Genomic DNA, 20,557 nt, shown 5'->3' with positions numbered 1-20,557 from the left:
CACGGGTGCCTGGTCCTTTCGCCTCTTCCGTGCCGAAGGGCGAGCCCCCTGTCCCGCTTGAGCATCCCCGCTCAATTCGCACCGGCCCGACAGCGCATGGCAACAGGCTAGCGAATTCCTCCGGCATTTGGATTTCGGTTTATGCGTGCGGCCCGTTTTTGTCCAGTCGGGTGAGCACGACAGGGCAGATTGTCGCGGGGACAAATGCCGCGCCGGGAAACGATCCTAGCCCGCACCCAGCCTGACAAGCACTTCGCGCGGGATTTCAAGGTCGCGGATCACCGCATCGTGACGACGGAAGCCGCACAATTCGCGCTGGATGAACCAGGCATAGACCGCGTCCGCCGCCTCCTTGAGCAGTTTGACCCGGCCGGGCTCATCGCCGGCATGGGCGCGCAGGCGAGCGATGGCTTTTTCTGCCCGTTCGCCAGCCCTGCCGAGCGCCGCCGCCTTCTCGGCCAGGATTTCGTGGCCGAGCGCATCGAACAGCATTTCGGAGGCGGAATTGCCGGAGAAACGGGAGGGAGGGCGCAACGACATTCAGTGCCTTTCCTCGAGAGCAGGCTGATGCAAACGCCCGTCCAACATCAGGCGATGCGTGACGAAGTCCTGCTGGACGCGTTGGAAACCCAGCGATTCGTAGAAACGATGCGCCTCGACCGGTGCACGGGTGTTCAGCACGGAAAAGTGCCGGCCGGCGGCGTCGATCACCGCGCCGACCAGCATGGCGCCCACGCCGCGCCGGCGATGGGCTTCGCCAACATAGAGGTGCCGCACCCTGCCCTGTCGGCGCCCGGCGACATAAGGATCGATGTTGAGGCCGCACACGCCTGCCAGCTCGCCGTCGCGCCATGCGCCCAAAAGCATCTCGCCCATCGCGTCAAAACGATTGCCGCCTTCGGTCCAATTGCTCCCGAGCCGCGCCAGCATATCAAAACCGTTCCGCCGGCTTTCCTCCAGCAATGGCTGGAACGGCGGCGCCGTCGGCTGGAGAGGCTGCAACAGATAGGCGAACGAGACGGCCATCGCCTCACTCCGCCGCCCTGGTCTCGTCCAGCGGGTCTTGCTCGTTGAAGAGGAAGCCGCCGGACTGGCGTTTCCACAGCCGGGCATAAAGACCGTCGAGCGCCACCAACTCGTCATGGGTGCCTTCCTCGACGATTCGGCCCTTGTCCATCACCACCAGCCGGTCGAGTGCCGCGATGGTGGAGAGCCGATGCGCGATGGCGAGGACGGTCTTGCCCTCCATCAGTTGATAGAGATTGTCCTGGATCGCCGCCTCGACCTCCGAATCGAGCGCCGAGGTCGCCTCGTCGAGAATGAGGATCGGCGCGTCCTTCAGCATCATGCGGGCAATCGCCACCCGCTGCCGCTGGCCGCCGGACAATTTGACGCCGCGCTCGCCGACCTGCGCCTCATAACCCTTGCGACCGCGTGGATCCTCGACGTCGACGATGAAGTCGTGCGCGGCGGCCCGCCTGGCCGCCTCGACGATCTCGGCGTCGGAGGCGCCTTCGCGGCCATAGCCGATATTGTCGCGGATCGAGCGGTGCATCAGCATCGCTTCCTGGCTGACCACGCCGAACTGGGCGCGCAGCGACGCCTGCGTCAGGTCGCGGATGTCGCGGCCATCGATGAGGATGCGGCCCTTTTCGACATCGAACAGCCTGAGCATCAGGTTTACGACAGTCGTCTTGCCGGCGCCCGACGGCCCGACCAGCGCGACGCGCTCGCCCGGGCGGATGTGGAGGTTCAGATTGTCGATGACGCCGCCTTCCTTGCCATAGTGGAAGGAGACGTTCTCGAAGCGGATGTCGCCGCTGGAGCGCGGCATGGCGACGGCATTTTCCGAATCGCGGATGGCCGGCGTCACCGAGATGGTTCGCGTGGCGTCCTGGATGGTGGCGTAGTTGCGCACCAGCCCGTTGATGTTGAACATCATCCAGCCCGACATCTGGTTAAGCCGGAAGACGAGGCCGAGCGCGGCCGCTATCGCGCCCGTCGAGATATGGCCGGTCGTCCAGTTCAACACCGCGATGACGGCGATCAGGCTCATCATGATGCCGTTGAGGATGGCGACCGAGGAGCGGACGGTGGTGATGGCACGGGTCAACCGCACCACCGCCGTCAGGAACCCCTCCAGCCCGTCGCGGATATAGGCATGCTCGCGCTTGCCGCTGTCGAACAGCTTCACCGCGACGATGTTGGTGAAGGCGTCGACCAGCCGGCCGTTGAAGACCGAGCGCTGGTCGGCGGTCTCGCGCCCGGCGCGCCGCATTTCAGGCAGGAGGAACCAGACGATGCCGGCGTAACCGGCGAACCACAAAGCCACGACAACGCCCATCAGCGGATCGAGCGAGACCAGGATGGTGATCGCCAGGATCAGGAAGGTCAGGAACGACCACATGGTCTGCAGGACGTTGATGATGAAATCGCCGACGGCCTCGCCGCCCTGCATGATCTTGGTGGCGATGCGGCCGGCAAAGTCGTTCTGGTAGAAGCCGTAGGGCTGCTGGATCACTCGGCGGAACGCCTGCCAGCGCACCATGGAATAGAAACCCGGCACCACCACCTGCTGCTCGACGATCGCCGAGGCGATCATGATGACGGCGCGCACCACAAGGATGAGGAACAAGAGCCCGACCAGCGCCAGCCAATGATCGCGTAGCAATGCGGCCGGCGACGATTTATCGAGCAGGTCGATCAGCCAGCCGACCGACCAGTACATGGCCGCATCGACGGCGCCCGCGAGGCCGCCGGTGACCAGAAGCAAAAGGAACGCGCCCTTGGCCTGGTTGGCGAAATAAAGAATGAACCGCCAGGCATCCGCCGGCAGCACTTCCCGATCCGTGTCGCTGAACGGGTCGATGGTGCCCTCGACGGTACGCCAGATGCGGTCTCGGAATCCTCCGGTGCTCACCAGCCAGTGTCCTCACTCATGGCTTGAACGAACTGATTCAAGGCATCAAATGCCACGCTCATCCTTTTGTTCCGATTCACGTCTTCGCGATAGTAACCGGACCGGCCGCAAACACCGCCGAAGATCGGTATGGGCCGCCCCATGTCATCGCTCCACCGCCTCTTCGGTCAGCTCCGCCTTCGCGCTGACGACAGGTTCCTGCGCGGGACCGTCGTTCGGCAGGAAGCCGCCCGACTGGCGTTGCCAGAGCTGGGCATAGAGCCCGCCCCTGCCCACCAGCTCGTCGTGCGAACCTTCCTCGATGATGCGGCCCTGATCCATCACCACCAACCGGTCCATCGCCGCGATGGTCGAGAGCCGGTGGGCGATGGCGATCACGGTCTTGCCTTCCATCAAGCGATTGAGGTTCTCCTGGATCGCCGCTTCGACTTCCGAATCCAGCGCCGAGGTTGCCTCGTCGAGGATCAGGATCGGCGCGTCCTTCAGCATGACACGAGCGATGGCGATGCGCTGGCGCTGTCCGCCCGACAGCTTGACGCCGCGTTCGCCGACATGGGCATCGAAGCCGGTCCGCTCTTCGCGGTCCACCAGACCGGCGACGACATCGGCGACATGGGCCGCATCCACAACGCGTGACATGTCGGCATCGGTGGCGTCCTGGCGCCCGTATTTCAGATTCTCGCGCACCGAGCGATGCAGCAGCGACGTGTCCTGGCTGACGAAGCCGATCGCGGCGCGCACGCTCTCCTGCGTCACGTCGCGCACATCCTGCCCGTCGATCAGGACGCGGCCGTCCTGGACGTCGTAGAGGCGCAGCAACAGGTTCACCAGCGTCGATTTGCCGGCGCCCGAACGGCCGACGACACCCACCCTCTCACCCGGCGCGATTTTCAGCGACAGGTTCTCGATGAGGCCGCCTTTTCCGTCCTTGCGCCCGTAGTTGAAATTGACCCGGTCGAGTTCAATCGCGCCCTTGGTCACCCGCAGCGCCCTGGCGTCGGGCCTGTCGAGCATCCTGATCGGCTTGGCGATGGTGGTCATCGAGTTGCCGGCCGTGCCGATCTGCCGGAAGATGTTCCCGCCGGCATCCAGGATCCGGTAGGAGATGCCCGCGATCTGCAGTGCAAAGGGGATGGCCGTGGCCACCGCCGCGGCACTCATTCCGCCCGTGCTCCAGCGCGCCAGCGCCAGCCAGCTGATGGCAACCAGCAGGCTGGCGTTCATGACGAACAATGCCGACCACATGCCGGTGAACACGCGCATCAGCCGGTAAAAAGTCTTGGCGTGTTCGACCACCGCCTGCGACACATACCTGTCCTCATGCTCTCCGGTCGAAAACGTCTTCAGCGTCAGGATGTTGGTGTAGCTGTCGACGATGCGGCCACTCATCACCGACCATTGTTCCGAAAGGTCCGTCGAACGCTGCGCGATCAGCGGCATGCAGTATCTGAGCAGCAGACCGTAGAACACCAGCCAGACGACGATCGCCGCGACCAGCGTGAGGTCGAACTGCGCCAGCACGGTGACGGCCACCGCGACGAACACCACCGCATACCAGACAGTATCGATGGTCAGGTTGACGGCGATCTCGATGGAATCGCCGCTCTGCATGACCTTGGTGCCGATGCGGCCGGCGAAATCGTTCTGGAAGAACGTCCAGTCCTGCCGCGTGACGTGCCAATGGCTCTGCCAGCGGATGAGATCGATGAAGTTCGGCGCGATCGCGTGGTTGCGGACAAGCGCGTCGAGGACGATGGTGAACGGCCGCAGGAAGACGACGCAGGCCATGAAGACCAGCATCGTTCCATGCTCTGTGAAGAAGCTGTGCGGATCGGAGCTCGCCAGCATGCCGACGATGATGCCGACGAAGATCGGCAACATCGCGTCCACGACAGCGCCCGCCGCAACGAACAGCATGCGCATCGCGAAACCCGCGCGGAACTGCATGATGAAATAACGGAAAAAATTCCAAAGCCCCATTGGCGGCTGGCGGTCTTTTGCCAGCGCAACGGGGGAATAGCGGGTCTCAAACCAGTCGAAGACTTTGGCGAACATCTTCTTCACTCACGCGGATGCGGGTCCCTGAGGACTGAGGTCCGGCGCCCGGATTCTATCGACGCCGGACGCCGTGGATTCGTTTTCGACAGTCCAAAGGGCACCATCCGCGCCGACCGGCGCGGATGGTGCAGGGCAAAAACCTATTCTGCTGCTTCCTCGGTCACGTCGACGCCCATCCTGGCCGCCGGTTCGTGTCCGGGATCGTCATGCAGCAGGAAGCCGCCCGACTGGCGCTGCCAGAGCTGGGCATAGAGCCCACCCTTGGCGACCAGCTCGTCATGCGTGCCCTCTTCGATGACGCGGCCCTGATCCATCACCACCAGCCGGTCCATCGCCGCGATGGTCGACAGGCGATGCGCGATGGCGATGACGGTCTTGCCCTGCATCAGCTTGTAGAGGTTCTCCTGGATCGCAGCCTCCACTTCCGAATCGAGCGCCGACGTTGCCTCGTCGAGGATGAGGATCGGCGCGTCCTTCAGCATGACGCGGGCGATGGCGATACGCTGGCGCTGACCGCCGGACAGCTTGACGCCGCGCTCGCCGACATGGGCATCGAAGCCCTTGCGACCCTTGGCGTCGGCCAGAGCTCCGACAAAGCCGAGCGCCTCGGCGCGGCGCGCGGCCTCGACCATCGCTTCCTCGCCGGCATCGGGGCGGCCATAGAGGATGTTGTCGCTGACCGAACGATGCAGCAGCGAGGTATCCTGCGTGACCATGCCGATATGGGCGCGCAGCGAATCCTGCGTGACCTCGGCGATGTTGTCGCCGTCGATCAGGATGCGCCCGCCTTCCAGGTCGTAGAAGCGCAGCAACAGGTTGACCAGCGTCGACTTGCCGGCGCCCGAGCGGCCGACGATGCCGACCTTCTCGCCGGGCTTCACCGTCAGCGACAGGCCTTCGATGACACCCTTCTGCTTGCCATAGTGGAAGCGGATGTCGTCGAAGCGGATCTCGCCCTTGTGGACTTCGAGCTCCTTCGCGTTCGGCTTGTCCTCGACCAGACGCGGCAGCGAGATCGAGCCGATGCCGTCATGCACCGTGCCGATATTCTCGAACAGCGCCGACATCTCCCACATGATCCACTGCGACATGCCCCAGAGCCTCAGCACCAGACCGATGACCACGGCGACCGCGCCGATCGTCACCATTTCGCCGAGCCACAGCCAGATCGAAAGCGCCGCGACCGAGAACAGGAGCAGCGAGTTCAAAACGTAGAGCACGCCATAGAGCTTGGTGACCAGCCGCATCGACCGGTAGACCGTGTCGAGGAAGCTCGCCATGCCTTCCTTGGCGAAGGAGGCCTCGCGCTTGGCATGCGAGAACAGCTTGACCGTCTGGATGTTGGTGTAGCTGTCGACGACGCGTCCGGTCATCGTCGAGCGGGCGTCGGCCTGTTCCTCGCCGACCTTGCCGAGGCGCGGGATGAAGTATTTCAGCAGCACCAGATAGCCGATCAGCCAGACGGCGAGCGGCACCGCCAGGCGCCAGTCGGCGGAGCCGACGATCACCAGCATGCCCAGGAAGTAGACGATGACGTAGTTGAGCACGTCGATGAGCTTGATGACGCATTCGCGCACGGCAAGCGCGGTCTGCATCAGCTTGGTGGCGATGCGGCCGGCGAACTCGTCCTGGTAGAAGGTCATCGACTGCTTGAGCAGATAGCGATGCACCTGCCAGCGAATGCGCATGGGATAGTTGCCCATCACCGTCTGCTGGTTGAGCAGCGAATGGAACCACACGGTCCCGGGCAGCACGAAAAGCACGACGAAGGCCATGCCCGCCAGCTTCCACTTCTCGGTCTGCAGGAAGGTCTCGCGGTTCTGCGCCGACAGCCAGTCGACGATATGGCCGAGGAAGCCGAACATCCACACTTCGGCAACAGCGATCGCCGCGATCAGAACGGCATCGATAGCGATGTAGGGCCATACGCCGCGCGTATAATGGATGCAGAAGGCCAGCAGCGTCTTCGGCGGCTCGACCGGCTCCTCGGCCGGAAACGGATTCAATCTATTCTCAAACCAGCGGAACATCGTTTCGTACTCTAAATGAAAAATTGGGAGGCGCGCGCAGCTTTAAGCCGCGCGCGCCCATGCGGTTGCATCACTCTTCTCTTCGGCCTGCCGGGCAGCCGGCTGGCTCGCATGCTTGCTGCCTGGACGGGAAGCGGCAAGGCCCTCGCCTACAGGCCCGCGCTCTCCCTCCTGAGAGGCCGAGGCCGGAACATCCGTCTTCACCAAGCGCGGCTTGAACAGGCCGATGAAGCGGCGCACCAGCGACGGTCGGCGGGGAGCCGGAACGGCCATGGAGAAGTCGACATCCGGCAGCATGCCGCGATGCGGCCGACGCCGCATCTCGGCATGCGACGCCGACGAGTGGGTTTCGCCGACCAGCAGCGCCCAGCTTGCCAGTTTGCGTTCGTGCAGGCTGCGTGAGCCCGGTGTCTTACAGGGATCGAACATCGGTCCGTCCTCCAGTGAAAAGAACAGGTTGAAAGATGGATTGGACCCATCGGCAAAAGGCATGCCGGTGGTGAAAAACGGTTGGAACTGAACGCGGTCAGACGGGGCGTACAGCCCCCGGGTCTTGGGTAAAAACATCGCAGGATTCCCTTGATGGCCGGAAGAGAGGTCCGGCTGGGATCGGTGCGATGGAGCCTAGAGTGCTAGGAGAAACGTCGAACCGAGCCAGCCGTCGGGCATACGCCCCACGCCAGAAGGCGTGTGATACACATGGTCAGGATGGTTTCCATGAACGCCTCCGTCGGTTCGAGTTGACAATGCCGGCCTGATACACGCATTCGCAAAAAATGACCAGATGCCAGTCGAGCAATCGCCGAAACCAGGAACCATCTGTGGCCGATCTGCCACGCATCCAGAAGACGCCGAAATGAAGCACGGTCTGCGCATCGCCCTCTACCAGCCGGATATTGCCGGCAATACCGGGACAATTCTGCGCTTCGCCGCCTGCACGGGTCTTGCCGTCGACGTCATCGAGCCGGCCGGCTTCGACCTCTCCGACCGCAACCTCAGGCGCGCCGGCATGGATTATCTCGAAATGGCGGTGCTCACCCGCCATGTCGATTGGCCTCGCTTCGAGGAGTGGCGTCGCAGCGAGGGCCGCCGGCTGCTGCTTTTGTCGACCAAAGCGGCTGTGCCCTATACGGATTTCGCCTTCGCCGAGGGCGACGTCATCCTGTTCGGGCGCGAATCCGCCGGCGTGCCGGACACTGTCCACGATGCCGCCGACGCGCGTCTGCTCATCCCCATGCAGGCCGGCGCCCGCAGCCTCAACGTGGCGCTTTCGGTGGCCATGGTGGCTGGCGAGGCCTTGCGGCAGCTGGCTTAGCGCCTCTATTCCGACGCCCTCCGTCTCCGTCGGAGCACTGAAGACAGCACGCCGTCCGTCTTTTCCAAGATGGCTCGCCGAAACCGCCAAGCCTGATACGCACATCGTTTTTCGCCTTCGCTCATCCGTCGAAGACAATCTCTCTACAAGTTCAAGCTAACTTGAAGTCAAGGGGTGCGAGGGACGGAGGCGCTTTGGGCCGCCGCGCCGGGTCAATCGGCGACCGGCAGCCTGCGAATGGTGAATTCGATGACGTCGCCCGGCCGTTCGAACCAGCTTTCGATGGTCGTCCAATAGGCCTGTTTGGGCCACCGCTCGAACCACTCCTTTGCCTTCAATCGGGCGTCGGAACGCGGCAACACAAAGGTTTCGCGCAGGAAGCCGTCACGTGGCGTGGCCTCGGCGCGGGCACGGTCCAGCCTCTTCTTGAGGCCATCCAGCGGTGGTCTTGCGGGAGTACGCACAAAAAGAACTCCTTGACCCAACTTCTGAGAAGATTAGGGATCGCGCCCGAAAAAGACGAGTCATTTGTCGGGCAAAGATGCCCGCGCCCGGAGACGGCACTTGGAACGACCCGAAATACCGGCTGGTCTGCCCGCCGACATCGAAGACAAGAAGCAGCGCGCCCGCGCCTGGTTCGAGGAACTGCGCGACCGCATCTGCACCGCCTTCGAGGCGATCGAGGACGAATTGACCGGCCCGCAGGCTTCCTGGGCGCCCGGCCGCTTCGAGCGGACGCCGTGGCTGCGCGAGGACGGCAAGGGCGGCGGCGGCACCATGTCGATGATGCATGGCCGCGTCTTCGAGAAGGTGGGTGTGCACACATCCACCGTCCATGGCGAGTTCTCGCCCGAGTTCCGCAAGCAGATACCCGGAGCCGAGGAAGACCCGAGTTTCTGGGCAAGCGGCATCTCGCTGATCGCCCACCCCTGGAACCCGAACGTGCCGGCCGTGCATATGAACACGCGCATGGTGGTCACCTCCAGGCACTGGTTCGGCGGCGGCGCCGACCTGACACCCGTGCTCGACCGCCGCCGCACCCAGGACGATCCCGACACGGCCTGCTTCCACCGCGCCATGCAGTTCGCCTGCGAGAAGAACGCGGCGGTGGCCGATTACCCCCGCTTCAAGACCTGGTGCGACGACTATTTCTTCCTGCCGCACCGCAACGAGGCGCGCGGCATCGGCGGCATCTTCTTCGACTGGCAGCAGTCGCCGCAGGAGAAAGGCGGCTGGGAGGCGGACTTCAATTTCGCGCAGGACGTCGGCCGGGCCTTCCTGGTCGTTTATCAGCATCTGTTGCGCGGCAACTTCAACGACAACTGGACCGACGGCGACCGCGAGGAGCAGTTGATCCGGCGCGGACGCTATGCCGAGTTCAACCTGCTCTACGATCGCGGCACGCTGTTCGGCCTGAAGACCGGCGGCAACGTCAATTCGATCCTGTCCAGCCTGCCGCCGCAGGCGAAATGGCCCTGATTTGACAGGAACTTGCCGCCGCTCCGGCTAATTCGCCCAGGCTTCGCGGGGGCAAGTGACGGCCGCGACGGCCATTTTCGAGGCAACCAAAGCGGCGGCGGCGTGTTATGCTAACCGTTCCGACGACGAGGAAAGGAGGACTCCGATGAAGGAATTTCACTGCGGCTCGCTCGTCCCCGGCTGCGACTGGCACACCCGCGCCGAGGAGGAAGCGGAAGTCATGCGCCGCGCGGTCGAGCATATGCGCGAAACCCATGGCGAGACGATCATCCGCGAGACCATGGTCGAGGCCATCCGCTCGCGCATCGAAAAGGTCCGCGACGCGGCTTGATCAGGACTTGTTGAGTATTTCGGCGGCGCGTTCGAGCAGCGCGCCGCGGTCTGGCTGGAAGCCCTTCTCCACCCATTCCGTCTCCAGCGTTTTCAGCAACGCTCCGAATTTCGGGCCCGGCGACAGGCCAAGCGCCGACATATCGGCGCTCTTGACCGGAAAAGCCGGCTTTTCCCATTTCTCCGCGAAGGCAAGCAGACGCGCATAGCCGCCGGCCTCGGTCAGTGCCGCATCGTCGGTGGCGACACGGGCACGCGCCGCCGACAGCGACAATTTCAGCCGGTCGACGACCGCCTGGCGGTCACCGAGATAAAGGGTCTTGGCGAGCATGCCTTCGGTCGTCTTCGCCTCGATGGCCGGCGTCAGCGCCCAGCGCTGCAGGCGGTTCGCCTCGTCGGACGAAAACCGCAGCCGTTCCGCCATCGCCTTCATCCTGGCCGCGTCCGGCGGCACCATGGCCGCCAACCGCAAGAGCGGCTGCGCCGGCCAGCCGAGATCGCGTTCCGCCGCGATCAGCCCATGGACGGCGTCGATGCCCCATTTCTCGCTTTCCGGCAGCACGCGCGACAACACGCCGGCCTGTCGCATCCACAGCAAGGCCCGTGACGGGTCGGGCGCCGACAGCAGCTTCTTCAGTTCCGCCCAGACACGCTCCGCCGAGAGCCGGTCGAGGCCCTCTTTCAGCCGCGCGCAGGCTTTCAGGCCGTCCGCGTCGGGACGCCCTGCCCCATACCAGGCGAAAAACCGGAAAAAGCGCAGGATGCGCAGATAGTCCTCGCGGATACGCTTTTCGGCATCGCCGATGAAGCGCAGGCGTCTTGCGGCGATGTCGGCGATGCCGCCGACCAGATCGACCACGGTGCCGTCTGCCTTCGCGTAAAGCGCGTTGATGGAGAAGTCGCGTCGCTCCGCATCCGCCTTCCAGTCGCGGCCGAACGACACTTTCGCATGGCGGCCGTCGGTCTCGACATCGGCCCTCAGCGTCGTCACCTCGTAACCCTTGCCGGCAATCACCACGGTGATGGTGCCGTGTTCGATGCCGGTCGGCACCGCCTTGAACCCGGCGGCCCGCGCACGCCGCATCGTCTCCTCGGGGCGATTTGTGGTGGCGATGTCGATATCGGCCACCGGTTCGCCGATCAGCGCGTTGCGCACCGCGCCGCCGGCGATGCGCGCCTCTTCGCCCGCTTCCGACAGAGCGGCCAAAAGGCGCTTGAGGTTCTTGTCGGCGAGCCAGTCGGCCTTGTCGGCGATGGAGACGCTATCCGTCACGCGTAGAGCCTTTCATAGAGCGTGCGGATAATGCCGGCCGTCACGCCCCAGATGCGTTGGCCGTCATACGGCATCTCGTAGAAGAACCATTCGAGGTCGTTCCAGAAGCGGCTGTCGCGGCGGTGGTTGGTCGGGTCCATCAGAAAGCTGAGCGGCACCTCGAAGGCGGCGTCGACCTCGTCATGGTTCAAGGTCAGCGAAAAACCCGGCCGCACCACAGAAAGCACCGGCGCGATGCGGTAGCCGCTGCCGGAGACATAGTCCGGCATGCGTCCGACAATGTCGATGAAGCGGCGGTCGAGCCCGATCTCCTCGTGGGTTTCGCGCAAGGCGGCGAATTCAGGGGAATGGTCGTCGTCGTCGATCCGCCCGCCCGGAAAGGCGACCTGGCCGGTGTGGCTGCGTAGCGTTTCAGCGCGCTTGGTCAACAGAACGGTGGCTTCAGTGCCCCGGTCGATGACCGGGATCAGCACGGCGGCGTCGCGCAGCGGCTCGCTGCGTTTCAGGCGCGGATGGCCGGGGTTGAAACGATGGTCGCCATCCTCGTCGGGATGCACCAGGAAATTCTCTTCCCGCGCAGCGCGCATGCGGAAATCGGCAGCCGAGAACAAAGGAGGCAACGATTGGTCCATCAGGCGCTCAGTTCCGCAAGCCGGATCGCCGGCATGACCGGGTAGACCTCGCCATTCGACCGCAAGGCGAACATCGCCACGCCGCCGACGTCGATCTCCTCGCCATGGCCGACCAGTTCGTACATCACCGGCCGCGCCACCAGCGCCTCGAGCCGGCCGCGCACCAGCACATAGGGTTTCAACCCGCCGGTCTCGGCCTCGTCGACGAAGCGCAGCGGGTTGGCCGGCCCGACCTCGACCACGTCGCCGACATTGGTGCGGAAAGTGATGACCTGCTCCCCGTCCCCGGCCGAGACATCCACCTCGACGGCGACGAAGGGCGCGTCGACCACACGGATGCCGACCCGCTCCACCGGCGTGACCAGATAGGTCCTGCCGTCTTCGTCCTGCCGCAGCACGGTCGAAAAAAGTTGCACCAGCGGCATGCGGCCGATGGGCGTGCCGAGATAGAACCAGGTGCCGTCCTGGCGGATTTCCATGTCGATGTCGCCGCAGAAGGGCGGGTTCCAGCGTTCGACCGGCGGCAGGCCCTTGCCGGCACGGGCGGCACGCGCCACCAGCGCCTCCAGCCCGCGCGCGTCGGCGGCGGCGGTCATGCTGTCGGGTGCTTGTCCGGAGGTTGCGGTCATCGTCACGAAATAGTCACTGTTGTTGCGCTTGTCAGCTATACACGGTCAAATAAGCTCGGGGTCAGAGCCCGGCGAAGGCCGAATCGCCGTACGATGAACGCGCATATGATGCGGGCCGGCGTCCTCAACGACAAGGATCGATGCCTGATGAGCGTGATGGTCAAGGAAAGCCCGATCGACGAGAAAGAGATGATCGCCGCCGCCGAAAAGGCGCTGGCCGACATCTCGCGGGTGCGCGACGGCGTCGGCCGCGTCATCTTCGGCCAGGAAAGCGTGATCGAACGCGCCCTGGTGGCGCTTCTGGCCGGCGGCCACGCGCTGCTGGTCGGCGTGCCGGGCCTGGCCAAGACCAAGCTGGTGGAGACGCTGGGCGTGGTGCTCGGCCTCGATGCCCGCCGCATCCAGTTCACGCCCGACCTGATGCCGTCCGATATCCTGGGCTCGGAGGTGATGGAGCAGGACGAAAGCGGCAAGCGCTCGTTCCGCTTCATCCGCGGACCGATCTTCGCTCAGCTCCTGATGGCGGACGAGATCAACCGCGCCAGCCCGCGCACGCAGTCGGCGCTGTTGCAGTCGATGCAGGAATACCATGTCACCATCGCCGGCGCCCGCCACGACCTGCCCGCCCCCTTCCATGTGCTCGCCACGCAAAATCCGCTGGAGCAGGAAGGCACCTACCCGCTGCCCGAGGCGCAGCTCGATCGTTTCCTGATGCAGATCGACATCCTCTATCCCGAGATCGAGGCCGAACGGCGCATTCTGCTGGAGACCACCGGCATCGACGAGGCCAAGCCGCAGAACATGCTCGATCCCGCCCGGTTGCGCGATATCCAGACGCTGATCCGCCGCATGCCGGTGCCCGAGAGCGTCGTCGAAGCGATCCTCAAGCTGGTGCGTTCGGCGCGGCCCGGCCAGGGCAATGCCGAAACCGACAAGCATGTCGCCTGGGGTCCCGGCCCGCGCGCCAGCCAGGCGCTGACGCTCTGCGCCCGCGCCCGCGCGCTCTATGACGGCCGCCTCGCCCCGTCGGTCGACGACGTCAAGGCACTGGCCGAGCCGGTGCTGCAACATCGCATGGCGCTGACCTTCGCCGCCCGGGCCGAAGGCATGAGCGTGCGCGACGTGGTGGCGAAACTGACCAAAGGGCTGTGATGGCCAGGATCGGCGAGGCACAGGCACCGGTTGCCGCGCATGACGCGCTGGCAAGGGGCCGCCTGCGCGCATCGCTGGTGCCCGATCTGCTGGTCGAGGCGCGCCGCATCGTCAACACGGTGATCGCCGGCTGGCACGGCCGCCGCAAACGCGGCATCGGCGAGGATTTCTGGCAGTTCCGACCCTATGTCGAGGGCGAGGCGGTGGCGCGCATCGACTGGCGCCGCTCCGCCCGCGACGACCACACCTATGTGCGCGACCGCGAGTGGGAAGCCGCCCACACCGTCTGGCTGTGGGCCGACCCGTCTCCGTCCATGCTCTACAAATCGGCCGGCGCGAAAGTGTCCAAGCAGTCGCGCGCGCTGGTCCTGACACTCGCCATGGCCGAACTGTTGTCGCGCAGCGGCGAACGCATCGCCTGGCCGGGCGTCACCGACCCGTTCACCAACCGCAACGGCGCCGAGCGCATCGCCGCGCGCCTTGCCCATGCCGCGGTTTTGCCGGCCAGGCCCGACCTTTCCGGCATACGCCGCTTCGCCGACGTCGTGCTGATCAGCGATTTCCTTGACCCTGTCGAGGAGACGTTCGAATGGCTGGACGGGTTGGCCCGGCGTGGCGCGCGCGCCCATCTGGTCGAGGTGGCCGATCCCGCCGAGGAGACATTCCCTTATGCGGGCCGCACGGAATTCACCGACCCCGAAACAGGCGAAAAGCTGATCGCCGGTCGCGCCGAAGTGCTTTCCGAGGACTATCGCAGGCTCTATGTCGCCCGCCGTGAGACACTGGCGGCCTGGGCCAAGCGCCTGGGCTGGAGCTACACCGTCAACCACACCGACCACCTGGCTTCCGAAGCGCTGGTGCGGCTGCATATGGCGCTCAGCGTCGATGACAGCCACCTCGGAAGGGTCGGCGCATGAGCTGGCTGCCGCTCTCCTTCGGTGCGCCCATGGTGCTGTGGGGCCTCGTCGCCCTGCCCGTCATCTGGTGGCTGCTGCGCTTCACGCCGCCGCAGCCGCAGAAGGAAGTGTTCCCGCCGCTGAAGATCCTGGCCAGGGTGCTACGCTCGGAGGACACGCCGAACCGCAGCCCGTGGTGGCTGACCCTGCTGCGCCTGCTGATGGCCGGCCTGGTCATCTTCGCGCTGGCCGACCCGGTGTGGAACCCGCGCGAGCGTATCCCTGTCGGCGGCAGCCTGCTTGCCCTCGTCGTGGACAATGGCTGGGCGAGCGCGCCCGACTGGAACAAGCGTGTCGCTACCGCCGAGCGGCTCATCAACGATGCCGAGAAGAAGGAGATGCCGATCATCCTTGCCTTCACGGCGGAGAAGGCGAACCAGCAGATCGGTCCCTACAGTGCGGGCGATGCCCGCAGCCGCCTGAACGCGGTGCAGCCGCGCCCCGTGCCGGTCGACCGCGAAGGTGTTTTCCTGGCCGTCGCCAACACGATCGGCCAGAGGACCGGCGCGACCATCGCCTTGCTCACCGATGGCCTCGCCGCCAAGGATGATGACAAGGCTTTCGCGACATTGCTTGCGGCCAAGCCCGCCAACATCGTCTGGGCCGCGCCGGATCGTCTCGATATGGTCGGCTTGACCGCGGCCGACAACGGCCTCGATCGCTTCAGCGTCACCGCCATACGCGCGCCCGCAGGCGTGCCACGCGCCATGACCGCCGGCGCATTCGACGAAAAGGGCCGGCGTATCGGCGACGCTGCCCTCACCTTCCGACCCGGCGAAGCGGTAGCATCGGGCGAAATCGTCGTTCCCTTCGAACTGCGCAACGATTTCGCCGCGATCTCGCTGGACGGAGAAAATCACGCCGCCGGCGTCCGACTGCTCGACGGGACGGCAAAGCGCCGGCGCGTTGCCTTGCTGTCTCAGGCACCGACGGACGATACCAGGCAGCTTCTCTCCCCGCTCTATTACATCCGCCGCGCTCTTGAGCCATCGGCCGACATCATCGAACCGAAAAGCCCGGACCTCCAGGAGGCCATTCCGCAGCTTCTGGAGCAGAAGCCGGCGGTCATCGTCCTGGGCGATGTCGGCACCGTGCCGGACGCGGTGCGCGAGCCGCTGATCAAATGGATGCAGAATGGCGGCACCTTGATCCGTTTTGCCTCGACGCGGCTGCTTACCGCCGGCAATGACGACGAGTTGCTGCCGGTGAAGCTCAGGCTCGGCGAACGCCTGCTGGGCGGCGCGCTTTCCTGGACCGAACCGCAGAAAGTGACCGAGTTCCCATCGAACGGCCCGTTCGCGAAACTCGCGCCGCCGCAGGACGTGACCGTCTCGCGCCAGATCCTGGCCGAACCGACCCCGACCTTGGCCGAACACACATGGGCGACGCTGGCCGACGGCACCCCGCTGGTGACGGCCGACAGCCGCGGCAAGGGTATCGTGGTGCTTTTCCACATCACCCCTTCGGCGACGTGGTCGAACCTGCCGATTTCAGGAAGCTTCGTGGAAATGCTGAGAGCCATCGTCCAGCTCTCGCGCAACCAGGGCGCTGTTGGAGCATCAACGGAAAACGCGCCCGCCGCCACTTTGCCGCCCTACCGGATGATTGGCGCCGACGGCCAGATCGGGCCGCCAAGCGGTGAAGCAAAGCCCTTGCAAACCGGCAAGGCTCCGCTGCCCGTGACCATAGAGAACCCACCCGGTCTCTACGGTACCGAAAACGGCGTATTCGCGCATAATCTTTTGCCGGCGGATGCGACATTGGCGCCGATCAGCCGCCCGACGGTATCGATCCCCGTCGTCACCGAAAGCTACGCCGTCGACGAACAGCAGGACATCAAGGGACCGCTGCTGTTCGCCGCGCTTGCACTGTTGATCGTCGACGGATTGGTCGTGTTGTGGCTGACCGGTCTCTGGCGCCGGGCGGCCGGCCGGATGACGGCGGCAGCCGTCGCGCTGATCATCCTTCCCGCGCTGTTCCTGCCCGTACCGCCCGCCTTCGCCAGCGACGCCAAGCCCGGCGATCAGCAGGCGATCGACGCTGCCACCGTGACGCGGATCGCCTATGTGCTGACCGGCAATTCCAGCATCGATGCCGTTAGCCGCGCCGGAATGGGGGGGCTTACCCGTTTCCTGCGCGAAAAGACCGCGCTGGAACCCGGCGACCCGACCGGGGTCAACATCGAAAGCGACGACCTCGCCTTCTACCCGCTCATCTACTGGCCGGTGGACGCCAATGTCCCGGTGCCGTCGCAATCCGCGATCGCCCGCATCGACGAATATATGAAAAATGGCGGCACGGTTCTGTTCGACACGCGCGACCAGTTCGCCGCCACGCTCGACGCTTCCGCCAGTCCGGCGACGCAGCGCCTGCGCGATATTCTGGGCACGCTCAACGTGCCGCCGCTGGAGCCGGTGCCGTCCGACCATGTGCTGACCAAGTCGTTCTACATCCTGAACGAGTTTCCGGGACGCTATGCGGGAAGCCCGCTCTGGGTCGAGGCCTCGCTCGAGGCCAGCAACCCCGGCAACCGCCCGGTGCGCACCGGCGACGGCGTGACGCCGATCATGATCACTTCGAACGATTTCGCCGGCGCCTGGGCCGAGGACGAAAACGGCAATCCGCTCTTTCCGACCGTGCCGTCCGACCCGATGCAGCGCATCTATGCCTTCCGCGCCGGCGTCAACATCATCATGTACATGCTGACCGGCAACTACAAATCCGACCAGGTGCACGTGCCGGACCTGCTCGAACGGCTTGGTCAATGAGATGAACTGGTCGCTCGCCTTCGAACCGCTCCTGTCCTGGCCCCTGCTGGCGGCGATGCTGGTGCCGCTGGCGCTGCTTGCCGCTGTCGGCCTGTGGTTCCGTCAGCGCGGCGCAGTGCTGCGCCTTGTAGCCCTTGCCGCGCTGGCGCTTGCCCTGTTCAACCCGGTGTTCCTGGACGAAGATCGCGAAGCGCTGAAAAGCGTCGTCGCCGTCATCGTCGACCGCAGCCAGAGCCAGGACATCGGCGACCGCACCGCCCAGACCGACGCCGCCGTTGCCGGCCTGAAGGAACGGCTCGCCCGCTTCAAGCAGTTCGACGTGCGCGTCGTCGAGGCCGGCAAGAGCGGCGCCGCCGAGGAACGCACCGAGACCCGCCTGTTCTCGGCGCTCGACGGCGCGCTGCGCGACGTGCCGCCGTCGCGTGTCGCCGGCGCGGTGATGATCACCGACGGCGAGGTGCACGATGTGCCGGCCGGCCGGCCGGAGTTCAACGCACCGCTCCACGCGCTGATCACCGGCCACGAGAACGAAAAGGACCGCCGCGTGCGCTTCGACAAGGCGCCGCGCTTCGGCCTTGTCGGCAAGCCGCTCGACATGACCTATCGCGTCATCGCCACCGACGGGCAGACCGGGCCCGTCGACGTGCGCGTCTCCGTCAACGGCCAGCAGGTCGCGGTCGAACGCGCCTTCATCGGCCAGGAAATGCCGCTGCAGGTGACGATCCCCAGCGCCGGTCGCAACATCGTCGAACTCACCATCCCGAAGGAGGATGGCGAGTTGACCGACATCAACAACCGCGCGATCGCGCTGGTGGACGGCATTCGCGAAAACCTTCGCGTCTTGCTGGTCTCGGGCGAACCGCATGCGGGCGAACGGACCTGGCGCAACCTGCTCAAATCCGATGCGTCGGTGGATCTGGTGCATTTCACCATTCTGCGGCCGCCCGAGAAGCAGGACGGCACGCCGATCAACGAGCTGTCGCTGATCGCCTTCCCGACACGCGAACTCTTCGTCGACAAGATCAACCAGTTCGACCTGATCATCTTCGACCGCTACCAGCATCGCGACGTGCTGCCGATCCTCTATTACGACTACATCGCCGAATATGTCGAAAAGGGCGGCGCGCTGCTGATCGCGGCCGGCCCCGAATATGCCGGACCGAGCACGATTGCCCGCACGCCGCTGATGTCGGCCCTGCCCGGCATGCCGACCGGCGAGGTTATCGACAAGGCCTTTTATCCACGCCTGACCGAACTCGGCCAGCGTCACCCGGTCACCCGTGGGCTTGAGGGGTCCGAAGCCAGTCCGCCGCGCTGGGGCCGCTGGTTCCGCACCATCGGCATCGATCGGCCCGAGGGCGAAGTGGTGATGAAGGGAGCCGAGGACCGCCCGCTTCTGGTGCTCGACCGCAAGGGCCAGGGCCGCGTCGGCATGCTGCTTTCCGACCAGGGATGGCTGTGGGCGCGTGGCTTCGAAGGCGGCGGCCCGCATGTGCAGCTCTATCGCCGCGTCGCGCACTGGCTGATGAAGGAACCGGAGCTGGAAGAAGAACGGCTGACCGCCGACGGTCGTGGCATGACGCTGGAGGTGCGCCGCCAGACGATGAGCGACGATCCCGGCGCCGCCCGCATCATCACCCCTTCCGGCAAGCCGCTCACCCTGACCTTGCAGAAATCGGAGCCGGGAATCTTCAGCGGCAGCATGGAGGTCGGCGAAATCGGTCTCTATCAGGTTGCCAATGGCGACCTGACCGCGCTTGCCCATGTCGGCCCCATCAATGCGCCGGAATTCGGCGATGTCGTTTCCACGGAGAGCAAGCTGAAGCCGGCCACTGAGGCCACCGGCGGCAGCGTGCGGCGCCTCGTCGCCGGCACCGGCAGCGACATCGCGCTGCCTTCGATCGTGCCGGTGCGCGGTCAGGCCGAGGCTGCCGGACGCGACTGGATCGGCTTGCGCACCACCGACGACAGCGTGCTGAAGGCGGTGTCGCGCGTGCCGCTGTTCGGCGGCTTCCTCGGGCTCGGTCTGCTGCTCCTGGCGCTGGGCAGCATGTGGTACCGCGAAGGCCGCTAAAGCGATCCGGCAAGTATGACAGGGAGCCGCCGCTTCGGTTGCTCCAGCCAAGCTATCCGAGACGACGGAGATAGCGCGCCGTAACGACTTTAGATCAGCTTGCGACACGCCCGCCAAACGACAAGAAGGCCGCGCTCCGAAACCCCGGAGGCGGCCTTCTTGTCGATCCCGCCCGTGGCGGAAGCCGTATGTTTAGGCGGCCTTCTTGGCAGCCGCGTAGTGGTGACGATGATGCTTGCGGGCGTGATGCTTCCTGTGGTGCTTGCGATGATGAGCGCGGTGATGATGCTTCTTGTGCATCACGTGCTTGGCAGTCTCGGCGGCATTGGCCGAGCTGGCGCCGACGATCGGCATCGAGAAGGCAAGCGCCACGGCGAGGCCGAGGGCCGACAGAAGGGACTTTCTCATGGACGTGTTCCTATGTTCCTGGTTGAGCGGGCCAGTACCGGTCGCGTGTCCGTTGGGAATCGGTCGCCGCCGGCAGGGATTACCCTGGCGCATGGGCCGGACAGAGGGGGCGCCTGACGAATAGTCGCCCGGGCTGCACGTCGAAGCGTCGTTTCCGCTGAGGCCCGCATGGCCGCGGCGGGTCGGGAGACCGCAAGACCGCCTTCGAGAGGGGGGACGCCGAAGGCGGTCTCGAGGTTAGCCAAGGACGATTTACATCGTCTTCTTGGCTTCGGCCTTCTTGGCAGCCTTCTTGTGCTTCTTCACAACTTTCTTCTTGGTGACCTTCTCGACCGGCTTCTTAGCGGTCGCGGCCGGAGCTGCGGTGGTGGTGGTGGCAGCAGCCGGAGCGGTCGTCGTGGTCGTGGTCGCCGTGGTCGAAGCAGCGTTCGCGGCGGTCGTGCCGAGAACCGGCATCGAGAAAGCGAGAGCAACAGAGAGGCCGAGAGCGGAGAGGATGGTCTTCTTCATAATAGGCTTCCTTTTTCAGTTTG

The 20,557-nt window shown here is 65.2% G+C and carries 19 protein-coding genes; 7 read left to right on the top strand and 12 right to left on the bottom strand.

Annotated features, from left to right (window positions below; genetic code table 11):
• Positions 1 to 225: 225 nt before the first annotated feature.
• From FZF13_RS16840 to FZF13_RS29310, 6 genes are all read right to left on the bottom strand, one after another.
• Positions 226 to 540, bottom strand: a complete 315-nt coding sequence (locus tag FZF13_RS16840; protein WP_024925523.1) for a DUF6665 family protein — start codon at positions 538 to 540, stop codon at positions 226 to 228.
• Entirely contained in the window at positions 541 to 1,026 is a 486-nt protein-coding gene (locus FZF13_RS16835) for a GNAT family N-acetyltransferase (RefSeq protein WP_024925524.1), read from the bottom strand.
• 4 nt (positions 1,027 to 1,030) lie between these two features.
• Positions 1,031 to 2,920, bottom strand: a complete 1,890-nt coding sequence (locus FZF13_RS16830; protein ID WP_024925525.1) for an ABC transporter ATP-binding protein — start codon at positions 2,918 to 2,920, stop codon at positions 1,031 to 1,033.
• A 144-nt stretch (positions 2,921 to 3,064) separates the two neighbouring features.
• Positions 3,065 to 4,975, bottom strand: a complete 1,911-nt coding sequence (locus tag FZF13_RS16825) for an ABC transporter ATP-binding protein (protein ID WP_024925526.1) — start codon at positions 4,973 to 4,975, stop codon at positions 3,065 to 3,067.
• A gap of 143 nt (positions 4,976 to 5,118) precedes the next feature.
• A complete protein-coding gene (locus FZF13_RS16820; protein WP_024925527.1) occupies positions 5,119 to 7,008 on the bottom strand; it encodes an ABC transporter ATP-binding protein in 1,890 nt (629 codons plus the stop codon).
• Between the two features lie 42 nt (positions 7,009 to 7,050).
• On the bottom strand, positions 7,051 to 7,575 hold the full coding sequence (locus FZF13_RS29310; RefSeq protein WP_024925528.1) for a hypothetical protein: 525 nt from the start codon (positions 7,573 to 7,575) through the stop codon (positions 7,051 to 7,053).
• A gap of 289 nt (positions 7,576 to 7,864) precedes the next feature.
• Between FZF13_RS29310 and FZF13_RS16810 the strand changes: the two genes are divergently transcribed.
• Positions 7,865 to 8,323 (top strand): tRNA (cytidine(34)-2'-O)-methyltransferase, encoded by a 459-nt coding sequence (locus tag FZF13_RS16810; RefSeq protein ID WP_024925529.1) that lies wholly within the window; start codon positions 7,865 to 7,867, stop codon positions 8,321 to 8,323.
• A 212-nt stretch (positions 8,324 to 8,535) separates the two neighbouring features.
• Here FZF13_RS16810 and FZF13_RS16805 read toward each other — a convergent pair whose 3' ends face one another.
• Positions 8,536 to 8,787, bottom strand: coding sequence for a hypothetical protein (locus FZF13_RS16805; protein ID WP_024925530.1), 252 nt, complete (start codon positions 8,785 to 8,787; stop codon positions 8,536 to 8,538).
• 100 nt (positions 8,788 to 8,887) lie between these two features.
• Between FZF13_RS16805 and hemF the strand changes: the two genes are divergently transcribed.
• Both hemF and FZF13_RS16795 read left to right on the top strand, forming a co-directional pair.
• Positions 8,888 to 9,802, top strand: coding sequence for an oxygen-dependent coproporphyrinogen oxidase (gene hemF / locus FZF13_RS16800; RefSeq protein ID WP_024925531.1), 915 nt, complete (start codon positions 8,888 to 8,890; stop codon positions 9,800 to 9,802).
• 145 nt (positions 9,803 to 9,947) lie between these two features.
• The gene (locus tag FZF13_RS16795) at positions 9,948 to 10,133 is read left to right on the top strand and encodes a DUF1059 domain-containing protein (RefSeq protein ID WP_024925532.1); all 186 of its coding nucleotides are present in this window, start codon (positions 9,948 to 9,950) and stop codon (positions 10,131 to 10,133) included.
• Here the strand turns inward: FZF13_RS16795 and FZF13_RS16790 are convergent, their stop codons facing one another.
• From FZF13_RS16790 to FZF13_RS16780, 3 genes are read right to left on the bottom strand one after another with little or no spacing between them, the layout of a single operon-like run.
• The gene (locus FZF13_RS16790) at positions 10,134 to 11,405 is read right to left on the bottom strand and encodes a CCA tRNA nucleotidyltransferase (RefSeq protein WP_024925533.1); all 1,272 of its coding nucleotides are present in this window, start codon (positions 11,403 to 11,405) and stop codon (positions 10,134 to 10,136) included.
• Positions 11,402 to 12,037 carry a CoA pyrophosphatase gene (locus FZF13_RS16785; protein ID WP_024925534.1) on the bottom strand — a complete coding sequence of 212 codons (636 nt, stop codon included), beginning with the start codon at positions 12,035 to 12,037 and terminating at the stop codon, positions 11,402 to 11,404. Before FZF13_RS16785 ends, FZF13_RS16790 begins: the two co-directional genes overlap by 4 nt.
• Positions 12,037 to 12,666 carry a DUF1285 domain-containing protein gene (locus tag FZF13_RS16780; RefSeq protein ID WP_024925535.1) on the bottom strand — a complete coding sequence of 210 codons (630 nt, stop codon included), beginning with the start codon at positions 12,664 to 12,666 and terminating at the stop codon, positions 12,037 to 12,039. The genes FZF13_RS16785 and FZF13_RS16780 overlap by 1 nt, the downstream gene beginning before the upstream one ends.
• A 147-nt stretch (positions 12,667 to 12,813) precedes the next feature.
• Between FZF13_RS16780 and FZF13_RS16775 the strand changes: the two genes are divergently transcribed.
• Genes FZF13_RS16775 through FZF13_RS16760 form a run of 4 tightly spaced genes read left to right on the top strand, consistent with a single transcriptional unit; the run spans position 12,814 to position 19,616 of the window.
• Positions 12,814 to 13,818 (top strand): AAA family ATPase, encoded by a 1,005-nt coding sequence (locus tag FZF13_RS16775; RefSeq protein WP_024925536.1) that lies wholly within the window; start codon positions 12,814 to 12,816, stop codon positions 13,816 to 13,818.
• The gene (locus tag FZF13_RS16770; RefSeq protein ID WP_024925537.1) at positions 13,818 to 14,735 is read left to right on the top strand and encodes a DUF58 domain-containing protein; all 918 of its coding nucleotides are present in this window, start codon (positions 13,818 to 13,820) and stop codon (positions 14,733 to 14,735) included. The genes FZF13_RS16775 and FZF13_RS16770 overlap by 1 nt, the downstream gene beginning before the upstream one ends.
• Positions 14,732 to 17,542, top strand: coding sequence for a DUF4159 domain-containing protein (locus FZF13_RS16765; RefSeq protein ID WP_024925538.1), 2,811 nt, complete (start codon positions 14,732 to 14,734; stop codon positions 17,540 to 17,542). The genes FZF13_RS16770 and FZF13_RS16765 overlap by 4 nt, the downstream gene beginning before the upstream one ends.
• A 1-nt stretch (position 17,543) precedes the next feature.
• Positions 17,544 to 19,616, top strand: a complete 2,073-nt coding sequence (locus FZF13_RS16760) for a membrane protein (RefSeq protein ID WP_024925539.1) — start codon at positions 17,544 to 17,546, stop codon at positions 19,614 to 19,616.
• Positions 19,617 to 19,808: 192 nt separating this feature from the next.
• Here FZF13_RS16760 and FZF13_RS16755 read toward each other — a convergent pair whose 3' ends face one another.
• Both FZF13_RS16755 and FZF13_RS16750 read right to left on the bottom strand, forming a co-directional pair.
• Positions 19,809 to 20,024: a hypothetical protein gene (locus FZF13_RS16755; protein WP_024925540.1), complete on the bottom strand. Its 216-nt coding sequence runs from the start codon at positions 20,022 to 20,024 to the stop codon at positions 19,809 to 19,811.
• A 252-nt stretch (positions 20,025 to 20,276) separates the two neighbouring features.
• Positions 20,277 to 20,534 (bottom strand): hypothetical protein, encoded by a 258-nt coding sequence (locus tag FZF13_RS16750; protein WP_024925541.1) that lies wholly within the window; start codon positions 20,532 to 20,534, stop codon positions 20,277 to 20,279.
• Between the last annotated feature and the right edge of the window lie 23 nt (positions 20,535 to 20,557).

Source organism: Mesorhizobium terrae (assembly GCF_008727715.1).
GTDB lineage: Bacteria > Pseudomonadota > Alphaproteobacteria > Rhizobiales > Rhizobiaceae > Mesorhizobium > Mesorhizobium terrae.
Note: the sequence above shows the minus strand (reverse complement) of the source record. Positions and strands in the feature narration are given on the sequence as shown.

Bases quoted from the DNA above. Each gene is read 5' to 3' on its own strand.
- FZF13_RS16840 (WP_024925523.1), bottom strand. From the start codon at position 540: ATGTCGTTGCGCCCTCCCTCCCGTTTCTCCGGCAATTCCGCCTCCGAA.
- FZF13_RS16835 (WP_024925524.1), bottom strand. From the start codon at position 1,026: ATGGCCGTCTCGTTCGCCTATCTGTTGCAGCCTCTCCAGCCGACGGCG.
- FZF13_RS16825 (WP_024925526.1), bottom strand. From the start codon at position 4,975: ATGTTCGCCAAAGTCTTCGACTGGTTTGAGACCCGCTATTCCCCCGTT.
- FZF13_RS16820 (WP_024925527.1), bottom strand. From the start codon at position 7,008: ATGTTCCGCTGGTTTGAGAATAGATTGAATCCGTTTCCGGCCGAGGAG.
- FZF13_RS29310 (WP_024925528.1), bottom strand. From the start codon at position 7,575: ATGTTTTTACCCAAGACCCGGGGGCTGTACGCCCCGTCTGACCGCGTT.
- FZF13_RS16810 (WP_024925529.1), top strand. From the start codon at position 7,865: ATGAAGCACGGTCTGCGCATCGCCCTCTACCAGCCGGATATTGCCGGC.
- FZF13_RS16795 (WP_024925532.1), top strand. From the start codon at position 9,948: ATGAAGGAATTTCACTGCGGCTCGCTCGTCCCCGGCTGCGACTGGCAC.
- FZF13_RS16785 (WP_024925534.1), bottom strand. From the start codon at position 12,037: ATGGACCAATCGTTGCCTCCTTTGTTCTCGGCTGCCGATTTCCGCATG.
- FZF13_RS16780 (WP_024925535.1), bottom strand. From the start codon at position 12,666: ATGACCGCAACCTCCGGACAAGCACCCGACAGCATGACCGCCGCCGCC.
- FZF13_RS16775 (WP_024925536.1), top strand. From the start codon at position 12,814: ATGAGCGTGATGGTCAAGGAAAGCCCGATCGACGAGAAAGAGATGATC.
- FZF13_RS16770 (WP_024925537.1), top strand. From the start codon at position 13,818: ATGGCCAGGATCGGCGAGGCACAGGCACCGGTTGCCGCGCATGACGCG.
- FZF13_RS16765 (WP_024925538.1), top strand. From the start codon at position 14,732: ATGAGCTGGCTGCCGCTCTCCTTCGGTGCGCCCATGGTGCTGTGGGGC.
- FZF13_RS16760 (WP_024925539.1), top strand. From the start codon at position 17,544: ATGAACTGGTCGCTCGCCTTCGAACCGCTCCTGTCCTGGCCCCTGCTG.
- FZF13_RS16755 (WP_024925540.1), bottom strand. From the start codon at position 20,024: ATGAGAAAGTCCCTTCTGTCGGCCCTCGGCCTCGCCGTGGCGCTTGCC.
- FZF13_RS16750 (WP_024925541.1), bottom strand. From the start codon at position 20,534: ATGAAGAAGACCATCCTCTCCGCTCTCGGCCTCTCTGTTGCTCTCGCT.